Annotated in this window: 11 protein-coding genes; 1 reads left to right on the top strand and 10 read right to left on the bottom strand. The window is 66.1% G+C overall.

Going from position 1 to position 14,616, the window contains the following annotated elements; genetic code table 11:
* Nucleotides 1-35 precede the first annotated feature (35 nt).
* Entirely contained in the window at nt 36-2,117 is a 2,082-nt protein-coding gene (locus tag VSX79_RS05730; protein ID WP_326914733.1) for a TonB-dependent siderophore receptor, read from the top strand.
* A gap of 215 nt (nt 2,118-2,332) precedes the next feature.
* On the opposite strand, the gene VSX79_RS05725 is transcribed toward VSX79_RS05730, so the two are convergent.
* The 10 genes from VSX79_RS05725 to VSX79_RS05680 all read right to left on the bottom strand — a co-directional run bounded on the left by VSX79_RS05725 (nt 2,333) and on the right by VSX79_RS05680 (nt 14,615).
* Nucleotides 2,333-4,630 (bottom strand): TonB-dependent receptor, encoded by a 2,298-nt coding sequence (locus VSX79_RS05725; protein WP_326914732.1) that lies wholly within the window; start codon nt 4,628-4,630, stop codon nt 2,333-2,335.
* 80 nt (nt 4,631-4,710) lie between these two features.
* Complete coding sequence (locus tag VSX79_RS05720) at nt 4,711-5,874, bottom strand: thiolase C-terminal domain-containing protein (RefSeq protein ID WP_326914731.1); 1,164 nt, start codon at nt 5,872-5,874, stop codon at nt 4,711-4,713.
* A 3-nt stretch (nt 5,875-5,877) separates the two neighbouring features.
* Nucleotides 5,878-6,285 carry a Zn-ribbon domain-containing OB-fold protein gene (locus VSX79_RS05715; RefSeq protein ID WP_326914730.1) on the bottom strand — a complete coding sequence of 136 codons (408 nt, stop codon included), beginning with the start codon at nt 6,283-6,285 and terminating at the stop codon, nt 5,878-5,880.
* Between the two features lie 75 nt (nt 6,286-6,360).
* Nucleotides 6,361-7,275 carry an SDR family NAD(P)-dependent oxidoreductase gene (locus tag VSX79_RS05710; protein WP_326914729.1) on the bottom strand — a complete coding sequence of 305 codons (915 nt, stop codon included), beginning with the start codon at nt 7,273-7,275 and terminating at the stop codon, nt 6,361-6,363.
* 33 nt (nt 7,276-7,308) lie between these two features.
* Nucleotides 7,309-8,727, bottom strand: a complete 1,419-nt coding sequence (locus VSX79_RS05705) for an aldehyde dehydrogenase family protein (RefSeq protein WP_326914728.1) — start codon at nt 8,725-8,727, stop codon at nt 7,309-7,311.
* Between the two features lie 27 nt (nt 8,728-8,754).
* Nucleotides 8,755-11,064, bottom strand: a complete 2,310-nt coding sequence (locus VSX79_RS05700; protein WP_326914727.1) for a CaiB/BaiF CoA-transferase family protein — start codon at nt 11,062-11,064, stop codon at nt 8,755-8,757.
* Nucleotides 11,065-11,084: 20 nt separating this feature from the next.
* Complete coding sequence (locus VSX79_RS05695; RefSeq protein WP_326914726.1) at nt 11,085-11,537, bottom strand: hotdog family protein; 453 nt, start codon at nt 11,535-11,537, stop codon at nt 11,085-11,087.
* Nucleotides 11,538-11,547: 10 nt separating this feature from the next.
* Nucleotides 11,548-12,057, bottom strand: a complete 510-nt coding sequence (locus VSX79_RS05690; protein WP_326914725.1) for an FAS1-like dehydratase domain-containing protein — start codon at nt 12,055-12,057, stop codon at nt 11,548-11,550.
* A 47-nt stretch (nt 12,058-12,104) separates the two neighbouring features.
* Nucleotides 12,105-13,334 carry a cytochrome P450 gene (locus tag VSX79_RS05685; RefSeq protein ID WP_326914724.1) on the bottom strand — a complete coding sequence of 410 codons (1,230 nt, stop codon included), beginning with the start codon at nt 13,332-13,334 and terminating at the stop codon, nt 12,105-12,107.
* A gap of 93 nt (nt 13,335-13,427) precedes the next feature.
* Nucleotides 13,428-14,615: an NAD(P)/FAD-dependent oxidoreductase gene (locus VSX79_RS05680; protein WP_326914723.1), complete on the bottom strand. Its 1,188-nt coding sequence runs from the start codon at nt 14,613-14,615 to the stop codon at nt 13,428-13,430.
* Between the last annotated feature and the right edge of the window lies 1 nt (nt 14,616).

Genomic DNA, 14,616 nt, shown 5'->3' with positions numbered 1-14,616 from the left:
CCGCCGGTATCCAAAGCAAACACGAGGCCAAGCCCATGCGCATTTCCTTCGTTCCGCTTGCCGGAACCCTTCTCGCCGCGCCGCCTGCGATCGCTCGGGATCCGGCGCCGGAGCTGAGCTGGACTCCCGATATCGTCGTGACCGGCGAGCGGCCGGGATATGGCGCGCCCGCCGCGACGACGACCACTCGAACGCCGACACCCGTCGAGAAGATCCCGCAATCGATCCAGATATTGACCCGCCGATTGATCGAGGAACAGGATCTTCAAAATCTGAGCGCGGCCCTCGTCAACGTGTCGGGCGTCACGCAGACGAGCCAGTCCCGAATGGCGGTGCAACCGGCGCTCATCCGCGGCTTTGCCGTGAACTATTACATCGACGGAATGCCGACCTATCAGAACCCGGCCGGGATCGGCGACCCGGCGACGCTCGTCAATGTCGCGCGCATCGAGATCGCCAAGGGGCCGGCGGCAACGCTCTATGGCGGAGGAAGCGGCGCGCCGCTTGCGGGGCTGATCAACCTCATATCGTCCGAGCCGCTGGGCCGGTTCGCGCTGGGCTTCGCGGTCCGCGCCGGACGCTTCGATACGCGCGGCGCCGAGGCGGACGTCAACTTGCCGCTCGGCGATCGCGGCGGCTTCCGGCTAGCTGGCATGATCGCATCGGCCGGCAGTTCGATTGATTTCGTCACGAGCGATCGTCTCGCGATCTTTCCGACGCTCGCCATCGACCTCGGTCCCGATACGCGGCTTGTCGTGCGCGGACGCTATAACAGGCTGGAGCAGGCGGAATATGCGGGTCTTCCGGTCGAACTTGCAGCGCCCGCGCTGCCGATCGACCGCCAGGTCTTCGCCGGTGCGCGCGACGCGCCGCGCGCAAAGGCCCAAAACGAAGCGGCAACCGCAACGCTCACGCACCGGTTCGGCGACCGCGTCGATGCCAGCCTGTCGGCAAACCGCACGGTAAGCAGGCTGGATGAATGGGGGACCTTCCCTTACGGGCGGATCGGCGGAACGCTTTATAATTTCGGGGCCGCCAATCTCGCCTCTATCAGCCGCAAGACCTTTGTCACCGGAACGATCACCGGGCGGCTCGGCGACGGCGCTCTGCGGCAGGTGCTGCTCGCCGGGATCGACTATGACACGACGCGCTATCACGCCGCGCTGACCCTCGACGAAAGCTGGGGCGTCGTCGATTATAGCCGCCCCCTGCCGGCGCGACCTTTCGGCGTGCTGCGCTCCTCGGCGCTCGGCCAGACCGATCGGCTGAGAAGCATCGCGCTTTTCGGGCAGGACCAGATCGCGATCGGCCCCCGTCTCGATCTCACGCTCGGCATACGCTGGACACGCCTCGCGCTTCGCAGCGGCGTCGCGGGGTCGCTGACCGTGACAAGGCACGACAAGGTCACCCCGCGGATCGGCGCAACCTACCGGATCGCCGACGGGATGTCGCTCTTCGCCGGCTACTCCGAAGGGTTCAAAGGCGTCGTGGCGGGCGGCTTTCTCGGCATCAGGCCGAAGCCCGAGACATCGCAGGCGTGGGAGGCGGGGTTGAAGCTGGCCGCGCCGCTGAAAGGGCTGACCGGGACCCTGTCACTTTACCGAGTGACGCGGCAAAACAAGCTGACGGCCCACCCCGCCGCGCCTTTCTCCTATCTCCAGACGGGCGAGGAGCGCGCCCGGGGGGCCGAACTGGATCTCGTCTATGAGCCCGCTCCCTCCTTCTCGCTCCTCGTCAACTATGCCCTTACCGACGCAAAGGTCACAAGAGACGAAAGACTGCCGGTCGGAGACCGGCTGCGCGACGTTCCGAAACATGCGGGGCGGCTCGCGGTCCGTTACCGCTTTCGCAGCGGGTCGCTTCGCAGCTTCGAGGTCGGAGCCGGCGTGACCGCGGTATCTCGCCGCGAACTGGCGCTGCCGAACAGCGTCTCGGTCAAGGGACTCGCATTGGTCGACGCCCAGCTTTTCCATAATTTCGGCCCGGTTTCGATAGGCCTCTCGGTCAGCAACCTCCTGGGCGCCGAGCGCTTCGAGCCCTATCAATATCTGGCCGGCGCGCTGGTTGCCCCGACCTCACCGCGCTCCGCGTTCATGACGCTCCGGAAAAATTTCTGACCCGGACGGCATCGCCTCTGTGGTCTTCGTCATGTTCAAACCCGCAATCGGCGTGGCGATCGATGTCGCCGGGATTGCCCCGAGACATGTCCCCGCGCCGCCCGTCTCGCGATCCGGATATGTCCGGGAGCAGGAGCTTCCCCCCGAATGCCGCTCCGGGCGAGAACGGTCGGTCCGCGATGACCGTGCCCTGCTCACCCGGCCATCGCGGCGCATCAGAATTTGGCGTCGAGCGAGACACCGTAGGTGCGCGGATCGCCGAGATGAACATAGTCGAAGCCGGCCCCCGACAGGTCGAGCGTATATCGCGCATAATATTTGTCGAAGATATTCTTGGCCCAGATACCGATGCCATAGCGATCGTCGGCGAAGCGGTAGGTAAGGTTGCTGTTGACGAGGACATAGCCCTTCTGGGCGGTACGATCGGTGTTGAACAGATCGAAATATTGCTTCGAGGTGTAGCTGCCGTTCACCCCCCAGCTCAGCTTGCCGTTACGGGTCTCGATTACGTCCCAGTCGAGCCCCACCGAAAGACCGACCTTAGGCGCATTCGGCAATCTGTTGCCTTCGAGCGATACACCCGTGAGGGTTCCTTCCCGTATCTTGGTACTGAGGAGCCCAAGACCCGCGTTGATCCGCACCCCGTCGACGGGACGGACGACGAGTTCCAGTTCGCCCCCGAATATCCGTGACTTCGGGATATTGATGAGCGACTGGGTGTGCGTGGTGGAGTCCACGCTGATCGCCTGCTGGCTTCGATAGTCGTAATAGAAGATCGCGCCGTTCAAGGTGACAGCACGATCGAGGAAGCGGGTCTTGAAGCCCAGTTCGTAGGCATTGACCGTTTCGGGATCGGCGACATTCAATTCCGTCGGCGAAAAATAGGCTTGCGCGTTGAAGGCGTTCGCCCGGTAGCCACGGCTGAAGCTTGCATAGAGGAGATCGTCATCGGCGGTCTTGAAATCGATGCCCACCTTGCCCGTCACGATGCCCTTGCGAAAGCGCGCGCTTGCCGCGGCGCCGAAATCGAACGGATCGTCGCCGGGAATCGTGTTGACGATCGGCGTGCCGTCGGGACCCTCTATCTGCGCCGAATAGCCTCTCACATTTCCCACATCGCGCGTGTAACGCAGCCCGCCACGCAGGACGACTTGATCCGACAATTTATAGTTCACGTCGCTGTAGACTGCAGCGCTCTTGCGGACCTGGGCATAGCGATTGCGGTAGATGCAGGAGACGGCGAAGGCGCTGTCCACGCAATCGTCCGCATCGAGCGCGCCATCGCCATTCACATCGATATCGCTGTAGAAGCCCGCGCTCGTCGCGTTGCGAAGTTTCTCATAATTATAATAGGCGCCGAGAATGAAGTTGAACGGGCCGTCGGAATCGCTCGACAACCGCAAGTCCTGCGAGAATTGCCGGCCCGAGCCCCGCAGATCGGCCTCGAGCACGCGCAGCGGCGTGCCGTCGCCCTCGTCGAGCACAAAGAGCTTGCCATAATCGTAGGAACTCACCGACGTGACCGTCAGGCTGTCCGAGACATGCCAGTTTCCGGTGAAGGAGGCGCCATAGGTGCGGTGCCGGTGCCGCCCGACATTGTCGCTTTCGGTTTCGCGGCGCCCGAGCCCGGTCCTGAAATAGCTCGCGCCGCCGAACATTTCATAGACGCCGCCGCCGATGCCGGCGGTTCCCACGGGACGCCCCAAAATGCCATATTCGATCGGATTCTGGAGGCTGGTCGAAAGCCGCAGGACGAAATCGAGATCGTCGCTCGGCTCGAGGAGGAACGACGCACGAACGCCATATTGGCGTACCGCGCTTCCCGCGGGCTTGCCCGGAAGCAGATTCTTAAACCAGCCGTCTGCGCGCGCGAAGGTGAAGGCGATGCGCGCCGCCGCCTTGTCGCCAAGCGCGGTCTGTACCGCGCCCTCGGCGTCGATACGGTCGTAATTGCCATAGCCGATCCTCAGATAAGCCTCGGTGTCGTAGCCGGGCTTGCGGCTGATGAAATTGATCGCGCCTCCTGTGGTGTTCTTGCCGTAGAGCGTGCCCTGCGGTCCGCGCAGCACCTCGACGCGTTCGAGGTCGAACATCGCGAGCGGGAGGAGCGGAAAGCTGCCCTTGTAGACCTCGTCGAAATAGGTCGCGACGGGACCCTGCTGGTTGAAGCTGAAGTCGGACATCGAGACGCCGCGCAGCGAGAAGATCGCCAGCCCATCGCCCGCCACGGTAGATGCCTGGAGGTTGGGAATGGAACCGGCGAGATCACTGACCTGCATCAGTCGCTGTTTCTCGAGCGCCTCGCCGCCAAGCGCGGAGACCGAGACCGGAACATCCTGGAGATTTTCGGACCGGCGCAGCGCCGTCACGACGATGTCGTCTTCGCTCGCCTCCGTCTGCGGCGCTCGCTCGGGCGCGGATGCCGGCCGCGGTTCCCCATCCTGCGCCAGCGCCTGGCCCGCGAGGGCGAAGCCGCCGACACCGCACAACAGGCTATAGAATAATCTCGTCATAATCCCTCTCCCATGATGGGCCTTCGAGGAGTTTGCCCCCTTCGCGCCCGGTTTGCGTTATGTGATCAATGGCGTCTCGCTTAAGGCTGTCGGTTCGAAAGAATGAGCGAGGCGGCCGACCAGAAGAGACCGCCCACCCCCTGGACGAAGCTCGTCTCGATGCCGGGTACCTGGACCACCGCCTCGCCGCGCAGTTGCCGCATCGATTCCTGGATGGCGAACATCCCGTACATCCCGGAATGCGAGTAGGACATGCCGCCGCCCTGCGTGTTGACGGGGAGACGCCCGCCGGGCCGCGTGTGCCCGTCCGCGAAGAAGCCGCCCGACTCCCCGAAGCTCACGAAGCCCGTATCTTCGAGCATGTAGAGCGGGAGATGCGCAAAGGCGTCGTAGAACATGGCATGGTCGATATCGGCATGGCCGACCCCGGCGGTCGCGAATGCCTCGGCGCTCGCCCGGCGGAACGAGCCGAACGAGGTGAGATCGTCCATTTGCGACACGAGCACGCTCTCGCAGGCCTCGCCCGAGCCGAGCAGGTAGACCGCCCTGTCGCGGCTCGGAAGATCGCGAGCCCGCTCGGCGCTGACCAGCACCAGCGCGCCGCCACCGTCGGTGACCACGCAGCACATGTCCCGCGTGAACGGATAAGCGACGCGGGGACCCGCGAGCACCTCGTCCACGGTGACGGCGCTGCGGCGCTGCGCACGCTCGTTCGGGATGGCCCATTCGCGCTGCGCCACGACGACTTCGGCGAGGTCGCGCTGGCTCATGCCCCGCGCCTCGAGGAAGGCGAGCGCCGGCAGCGTGAACAGCGAATAGGGGGTGATCGCACCGAAAGGCTGCTCGAACTGGCCGTCGGGGCCGCGCGGGTTCATCGAATAATTGGGCATCCCGACCCACGAGCGGCCGGACTCGCCGTGGGTGATCAGGACGACATCGGCCTGTCCCGTCGCGATGGCCGCGGCGGCATGACGGACGTGGGCGAGAAAGCTGCAACCGCCGATCGTCGTGCCGTCCATCCACCGCGGGCGGATGCCGAGCATCGCGGCGACCTCGATGACCTGGGTTTCGGCAGTGGCTATCCCGTCGACATCGGCCGGCGTCAGGCCCGCGTCTTCGAGCGCGAGGCGCGCCGCATCGGCGTGCAACTGGATCATCGACATGTCGGGAACGACCCCGATCCGCGAGGATTCCGAGGCACCGACGATGGCGATATGGCCGCCATTGGGTGACATCATCGCCATAGGTCAGCTCCTCGCCGGCTTGAAGACGGGGAGGAACTGCTCGCCCCGCGGCTCGAAGGCGACCTGTAGCGCGAGACCGAGCGGAAGCTGGTCGGGATCGGGGGCGACGCCGACGATATTGGTGCACATCCGCGGCCCCTCCGCGAGCGTCACCAGCGCGATGATCTGGGGTTCCTCGGTCTGGAAATCCTCATAGGGCCGATAGTTGATGATATAGGAGGCCAGCTGCGCCTTGCCCGACACCGGCTGCCACTCGACCTCGTCCGAGTTGCACTTCGGACAGAAGGGCCTCGGATAGAAATAGAAATTCTCGCACGCGCGGCATCGCTGGATGCGAAGCTCGCCCGCCGCCGTCCCTTGCCAGAAGGCCAGGGTTTCGGGAGTGGGTTCAGGAATTGGCCCGATGGACATCATATTCTCCGTGCATCGTCATTTGGTCATGCATGCCGGCGGGCGGCCCGGATTGGCCGCCCCGACAGGGCGCCGCTACATCTGGGCATCGAAATAGACCGTCGGCGCGAGCCCGTCGGCGAGCGGCCGGAATTCCTTTTCGACCTTCGCCGCGAGATCGGCGGGATCGAGGTCGGTGACACCGTCGATCGTCTTGATCATTTCGGGGATATTGTAGAGCATGAGCTCGTCGCCCGCGGCGCCGATCGTTCGTCCCGACATCCAGCCGGATTCGGTCGATCCCAGAAACACGACGATCGGCGCGACCCGCTCGGGCGTATAGGGGTCGTCCGCGCGCGCTGGCCCGTCGACATTCTTGTCGTCGGCGACGGTGCCAGTCAGACGCGTCGTCGCGCCGGGCGCGATCGCATTCACGGTGATGCCATAACGAGCAAGGCCGTTCGCGAGTGACATCGTCAGGCCGACGACGCCCATCTTCGCCGCCGCATAATTGGGCTGGCCCGGCGACCCGTGGAGGCCCGAGGCCGAGGTAAAGTTGATGATCCGGAACTCGCCGTCGGGATTGCGGAGCGAGCGCCAATAGGCCGCGGCGGGCTTGATCGTCGCATAATGCCCTTTAAGATGAACGCGGATAACTGCATCCCAGTCCGCCTCGTCGAGATTGAAGATCATCCGGTCGCGCAGGATGCCCGCCACATTGACGACGATGTCGAGCTTGCCGAACGTCTCGACCGCGAGCCTGACGAGCCTCTCGCCCGTCGCGACGTCGGCGATATCGCCGCCGTCGGCGATCGCTTCGCCGCCCGCGGCGATGATTTCCTGCGCAACAACGGTGGCGGGCCCTGCATCGCTGCCCTCGCCCGTCGTATCGCCGCCCAGATCGTTGATCACGACCTTCGCTCCCTCCGCCGCATAGCGGCGAGCAATCGCTGCGCCGATGCCGCGTCCGGCTCCGGTGATAATTGCGACGCGTCCTTCAAGTGCTCCCATGATATTCCCTTTGCTTTTTTGTGGTTCGAATCGTCATGCCGCGGCCCGCGGCGGCGCATACAAAAGCTGGATGTCGGTGAAGCCATGAAGCCCCCAGGGGCCGTTCTCGACGCCGACGCCGCTCCATTTGCGGCCGCCGAACGGGAGGTGCGGCTGCAGGCCCATCGCGTGGCCGTTCACCTGAACCTGCCCGGCTTCGATCCCGAGGCCGACCTCGGCGGCGCGTAGCGGGTCGGAAGACCAGACCGACGCGGTCAGCCCGTGCATGCCGGCGTTGGCACGCGCGAGCGCATCGCCGATGTCGGAAAAGGGGAGAACGGGAAGCACGGGACCGAACTGCTCCTCGGTCACGACGCGCGCGCCCTCGTCGAGATCGGTGAGGATCGTCGGCTGGTAGAAATAGCCCGGGCGGTCCACCGCCGCCCCGCCCGCGGCGGCGCGTGCGCCCGTCGCGAGAGCCTCGGCGACGAGCAGCGAGACGCGGTCGAACTGCGCCTTGTTGTTGAGCGGGCCGAGAACCGCCCCGTCTTCGTTCCAGGCGCCGACCGCGACCGCCCGCGCGCGCTCGGCGAGCGCTTCGACAAGCCGGGCGTGAACGCTTTGATGCGCATAGATGCGCTTGATCGCCACGCAGACCTGGCCGTTGTTGTAGAAGCCGCCCCAGAAGAGGTCGTCGGCAACCGCGTCGATATCGACGTCGTCGAGGATGATCGCCGGATCGTTTCCGCCGAGTTCGAGCGTCACCCGCTTGAGATCCGCCGCGGCCGCCGCCATCACCTTCATGCCCGTCGCTGTCGACCCGGTGAACGTGACCTTGCGCGGGACCCGGTGCGCGGTCATTTGCGCACCGAGCGGATCGGGTCCCGATATGATGTTGACGACGCCGGGCGGAAGCACCGCCTGCAGGGCTTCACCGACCATCAACGTCGACAGCGGCGTATAGGGCGACGGCTTGAGGACGATCGTATTGCCCGCCCGGAGCGCTGGCGCGATCTTCCAGAAGGCGAGCGCAATCGGATAGTTCCAGGGTGTGATCCCGGCCACCACGCCCAAGGGACGGCGGACGATCTCGGCAAAGGCGAGCGCGTCGTTCTGGACGATCTCGGGCGCAAGCTCGAGATCGGCATAGTAAGAGAGCCATTCAGCCGCCGCCTCGAATTCGATGCCGGTGTCGGCAAGCGGCTTGCCCTGCTCCTGGGCGAGCACGCGCCCGATCGCGGGGGCGATCTCGAGCATCAGCTTCGCTGCGTCGCGCAGCGCCCGGCGCCGGAAAGCCTCGTCGCGGCGCCAGGCCGCAAAAGCGCTTTCGGCGCTCGCCATCGCCTCGTCGAGTTGGCGCGCGCTCGCGGCGGGGGCCTCGGCAAAGGGTTCGCCAGTTGCGGGGTCGATCACCGCGAAACGGCTATCCGCCTGCACCGTTCGGCCGTTGATGGTCATTCCGATTTGGGTCACTTGGTCTTCCTTCTCGATCGGGCGGATTCAGCGATAGGCATGCGGCAGGACCTGCGGCATCGGGCCGCCGACCGCGATCCCGCCGGTCGCCAGCAGATGCGCGATCGCGTCGGGCTCGACGCCCGCATCCTCGAGAATTCTGACGCTATGCTCGCCGATGCCCGGGGGCTTCAGCACCGAGCGCATTTCGGTGCGGCTGAACGACGCCATGCGTCCGGGGGTCGAAATATAGCCGCCGGCATCCGAGGGATAGACATGGGCGAAGCCGGCTTCGCCGAGGCGCGGGTCGCGGAGCACTTCGGTGACCTTGCGCACCGCGGCCGCGGGCACGCCTGCCGCGTTGAAGAGGCGCGCGGCCGCGCCCCGCTCCAGCCCGGCGACCGCGCCGCCGATCGCAGCGGCGGCGTCTCCCTCGATTAGCGCCTGTTCGGACAGCCCGAGCGCGGCCGCGATCCGTGCCGCGCCATCGCCCGGTGGCGCGGCGATCCGGATCCATCCGTCGCTCGCGCGGTACATCCGATTATGGGGACAGGATCCCCGATAGTCGGCGCCGCCGGTCGCCGCGGGCGCGCGGCCCTCGAACCGGATGATCTCGGCCGACTGGAGATAGGTCGCGGTCCCGAGAAGCGTATCCCAGCTGCGCTGCCCCTCGCCGGTGCGAAGCCGGTGGAAGAGCGCGAGGCAGATCGTCAGCGCCGAAACCGAGGCGGTGCTGATATCGCAGACCGAGATGGTGTTCACGATCGGTTCGCCGTCGCCGCCCTCCGCCGCCATCATGCCCGCCATGCCTTGGAGCACCATGTCGACCCCGCCGCGGCCGCCGAGCGGGCCCGTCTCGCCAAAGGCCGAGAGCGACATGGTGACGAGCCCGGGGTTGATCGCCGTCAGCCGCTCATAGTCGATCCCCAGCTCCCTGGTAACGCCCGGCCGGAAGCCATCGATGAAGGCATCGGCATTGGCGATAAGCTTGTAGAAGGCCTGGATGCTGTCGGGGTTCTTAAGGTCGATCGCGAGGCTCCGCATCCCCCGGTTCGCGCCGAACGCCGCCTTGCGAAACGGATCGCCGAGCACCGGCTCGACCTTGATGACATCGGCGCCGAGCGCCGAGAGCAGGCAACCCGCATAGGGGCTCGCCAGAAAAGGCCCGCTGTTGACGATCCGGAAGCCCGACAGGGGTCCCGGCCGCACCGCGGGGCGCGCGTGCGGGCCGCCCGTTGTCGAGCTATCCCATGGCTCGATACGGCCATCATGCTCGCCATGCGCCGGCGCGGGTCCGCGCACCGCGCCGGGCGTCGCGGTCAGATTGATCGGGATGCCGGGCATGACGACGGGCCCGCGGTCGGGATCCTCGAGTTCGACGCGCATGCCCATGGCGGCGACCTGCGGATGATCGAGCCAGGCGTCGCGGCTATCGATCGGACCTGCCGGTATGCCAAGCGCGTCGAGGCGATCGAGCCAATGCTGGCGCGGCTGCTTGCGGACCGCCTCGTCGACTGCCTTTTGGACCCACCCGATATTTTCGGGCGCGAGCATGTTCGCAAGCTGGCCGCCAAGCCGCGCATCGTCCGCGATCGTCCCCAGCCCGATCGCCTCCATGAACAGCGCTTCGAACCGGGGACCGAGCGCGCCGCTGGTGAACCATTTGCCGTCGCCGGCGACGAGGCGCGAATAGGTCGGATGCCGCCCCGCCCCGCCCACCGCCGTGTCCGGATCGTCGGCGTTCGGATCGACGACCAGCGAGATCATCGTGAGCTGCTGCAAGGCGTTGATGCCCGATACGATCACCCGCTGGCCGAAGCCCGAAGCCTCGCGTTCGACGAGCGCCGACACGGCGCAGACCGACGCCCACAGCCCATGGGCATAGAGCAATGTCTGATAGACCGATTCGACCGGCTCGCCCGAAACCGAGGACTGGCGCGCGAACTGCCCGCCATAAGCGCCAAGGAGCGCCGCGGACTCAATGCCCCCCGCCCAGGGACAATGGCCCGCAAGATAGGTCGGCAGCTCGAGCAGGACGAGGCACGGCTGCTCCTCGACCAGGGCGATGCCGTCGAATCCGAAGGCCGCAAGCTCGTCGCCGCCCCGCGTGATGACGATGTCGGCGCCGCGGATCTGCTCGCGCAGCCAGGCAAGGTCGCCCGGCGATGCGGGATCGACGACGACGCCCCGCTTGCCGCGATTCCACATCGGAAAACCCGGCGCGCCGCGCTCGGGGTCGCCGCCCGGAAGCTCGACCTTGACGACGTCGGCGCCGAAATCCGAGAAAAACATGCCGACGATCGGGCCCGCGACACCCGTCGCCAGTTCGATCACGCGAATATCGCCCAGTGCGTCCATTTGCTGCGACCTCTCCTGGTCTATTGCCCGGAGCGCGCGGAAGCGCGCGTCCGCGACGGCACGGCGACGAGCGCCCGGCCGGGCGAGGTGCCCTTGCCGTCCTGGTTGACGACATCGATGGCGAGATGGACGAGGGCGGCGCCGTCGGTGTCGTCGGACTTTTCGACGACCCGCGCCGAGGTGGTGAGAATGTCATCCTTCTGGTTGATGGCGCGGAACTGCATCGTCAGTTCCCTGATCTCGCCCTCGTCCCCCATCCAGTCGCGTAGCGCATTGAGGATATAGGCCCAGCGCAGATTGCCCATGCCGAATGCGCCCGGCTGGCCCGCGGCGCGGCCCGCCTCGTCGTCCATATGGACGTAGACGAATTCCTCGTTCACCGCGGCGAAGCGGTTCCATTCCATGAAGGTCGTCTTTCGCACGAAAGCCGGGATTTCGTCCCCGACGGCGATGTCCTCGAAGAAAGCAGTCACGGGCGAACTCCTAATAATGGATGAGGGTCAGGACGCGCGACTTCACCAGCTCGTGGTTCTGGTTCGTCCATTCGGTTTCGTTGAAGGTGTATAGGGTGAGCCCGTTGCGGCCCTCGCGCTCCTCCCAATGCGTGAGGCGCGAACGGCTCGAAATGACGTCGCCCGGACGCATGCGCGCGCCGAAGATGTCGGCCTGCCCGCCGTTCAGGATATTGTCTCCCTGGCGCGTCTCCTCGCCCGGAATGGCGCCCTGGAGGCGCAATTCTTCCTCGGTGAGGTCGCGGGGCAGCTGCCAGGCGAAGGGATTGAAATCTTCCGGCGCGACAATCCCGCCCCAGCGCGTCGTCCGCGCATAATCGTCGTCCCAGAACAGGCGCGGCGGCATCGCGCCCCAATAGGCCGCGATCGCCCACCGGCGAATATCGCTGGCCGCGATCGGAAAGGACCGCTCGAACGAATGCCAGACACCCTTCGACGCCTCCATCTGCGGTGTGACGAGGGTGGTCATTTCTTCCATCATGCATCCTCCAATTCATCTTTGCGGCGGCGGCGCGGCCGACACACTCGTCAGACAGTCACCGGCAGGCTCGCGATGCCGTTGATGCTCGCGTGGCTCTTGAAGGGAATGTCGGCAGGGCTGACGGCAAGCTTCAGATCCGGAAGCCGGCGGAGCACGGTTTCGAAGACGATCTGCAGTTCGATCCGTGCAAGCGGCTGGCCGACGCACTGGTGCATCCCGTAGCCGAAGGCGAAATGGTCGCGCGCGCCGCGGTGGATATCGAGCGCGGCGGCATCGGGATAATGCGCATCGTCACGGTTCGCCGAGAAGTTGAGCGGCACGATCCCTTCGCCCGCCGGGATGGTCACGCCCCCTATCTCGATGTCCTCGGTGGCGATGCGCAGGACGATGAGATGCACGATCGTGAGATAGCGCAGCAATTCCTCGATCGCCTGCGGAACGAGATCGGGCCTTGCCCGAAGCTCGGCAAGCTGCTCGGGATGTTCGAGAAGCGTGAGCATCCCCAGGCTAATCATGTTCGCGGTCGTGTCGTGGCCGGCGACGAGCAGGAGCCACGCTGTGTTGAGGACGTCCTGCCGCTTGATCACGCCGTCGCGGCTCGCCTGCACGAGGTTGCCGAGAATATCCTCGCCAGGTTCGTCGAGCGCTTCGCGAGCGGTGATCAGCCCGTCGACATAGGCATTGATGTTCCCATAGGCCTCGGTCGCCCGGTCGATCGCCTCCGGCGTGCCGAGGCTGGCGGCGAGCAGCGCGTCGGTCTCGCGATTGAAGAAGGGATGATCGGCAGGCGGCACGCCGAGCAGCCAGGCGATGACGGTCGAGGGAACCGGCAGCGCGATCTCCTCGACGAAATCGAGAGGCTCGCCCCGCTTCAACATGTCGTCGATACGCTCGTCGACGAGGGCCTGGATGCGCGGGCGCATCGCATCGAGCTTCTTCACCACGAAATGCTTCGATATCAGGCGTCGGAAGACGGTGTGCATCGGGGCGTCCATGTTGAGAAAGGTGCTTTCCTCCTCGCTCGGCCGCGGGACGAGTTCGATCTGCGGGAAGCCCGGCAGCATCTGGTTCGAGCTGACGCGCGGATCGGAAAGAATACGGCGCACGTCGTCGTAGCGCGTCACCAGCCAGGCCGGCGTTCCATCGTGAAGGACGACGCGCCGTACCGGCTCGTTCTCGCGCAGCCACGAATAGGCTTCGGGCGGGTCATAGGTGCCGCGCTCCCAGGGAAAGATCGTGTTGAGCACGCTCGGCTCGGCAAGGTCTGAGCTTGTCATTGGGGATTTCCATTCCGTGGCTGGTTCGGTGATGACGGCGCTTGCCGGCGGCGGCCGGACACGCGCCGCCCGGTAGAGGTCGGATGACATCGGCTACGCATCGGCGAATTCCGGAGTGCCGGCGAGGAGCGCGGCGCGGTGGCGAAGAAGGCTTCGCGGCAAATTCCACGACAAGAGACCCTGCGTCCGGCCTTGCGAGCGGTAGGCCATCACGAAACGGCGCTCCTCGATCGAACCTTCGATCAGCTCGGCCTCATCCGCCCCCTCGATAAGCCCATGCGCCTGGATCTTCGCCTCATACTGATCGGACCAGAAATAAGGGATCGGCGCGAAGGGCACGGCCGCTCCGAGGAGGTTTCTTGCAGCGGCCGTGCCCTGCTCGGTCGCGTTGACGCGGTGCTCGAGGCGCATGCGCCGCCCGCCGTATCGCCCGTTCGGCCAAGATGCGATATCGCCGGCCGCATACACTCCCGGCGCGGCCGCCAGACAGGCATCGCAGACCACGCCGTCGGCAAGATCGAGCGAGGAGGATTGAAGCCACCGGGTGGCCGGCGCCGCGCCCACCGCAATGATGAGAAGGTCGGTCGCGATCCGCTGGCCATTGCTCAGCAAGGCGGCCGTAACATGCCCGCCGCGTCCCTCGACGTCGGAGATCCCCGCGCCCGCTACGACCTCGACGCCATGCGCGCGGTGCAGATTCGCCACGATCCGGCCCACGACGGGCCCGACCTGCCGAAACAGCGGCGTCGGAAGCGGGTCGACCAACGTGACGTCTTGGCCCGCTTCGGCGAGGACCGCCGCGATCTCGGTGCCGAGGAAGCCGGCGCCGACGACCATCACCCGCCGCGGGCCGGTGAGCGCCGCCTGCAGCCGCGAGCAATCCTCTGCAGTCCGCAGCAGATATAGTCCGGCAAGTCCCTCGCCGACCGGGAGCCGGCGCGGTTCGACGCCCGCCGCTATGATCGCGCCATCGAAGTCGATCGCGCGGCCGCCGTCCAGAAGCAGGCGGCGGCCGGCGACGTCGAGCGCGACTGCTTTCGTCCCGAGTTGGAGATCGATGCCGTTGTCGCGGTAAAAATCGGCACCGCGCAGCAGGCATTGCGCGGCATCCCATTTCCCTGCGAGCACCTGCTTCGAGAACGGCGGCCGGTCGTAGGGCGCGAGCGCCTCGCTCCCGACCAGGGTCAGCTTGCCGCCATAGCCCTCGAGACGAAGCGTCTCGGCCGCCGCGAGCCCCGCGGCGCCGGCGCCGATGATGACATGATGATTGCGACGGCCCATG

The sequence above is a fragment of the Sphingopyxis chilensis genome (assembly GCF_035930445.1).
GTDB lineage: Bacteria > Pseudomonadota > Alphaproteobacteria > Sphingomonadales > Sphingomonadaceae > Sphingopyxis > Sphingopyxis chilensis.
Note: the sequence above shows the minus strand (reverse complement) of the source record. Positions and strands in the feature narration are given on the sequence as shown.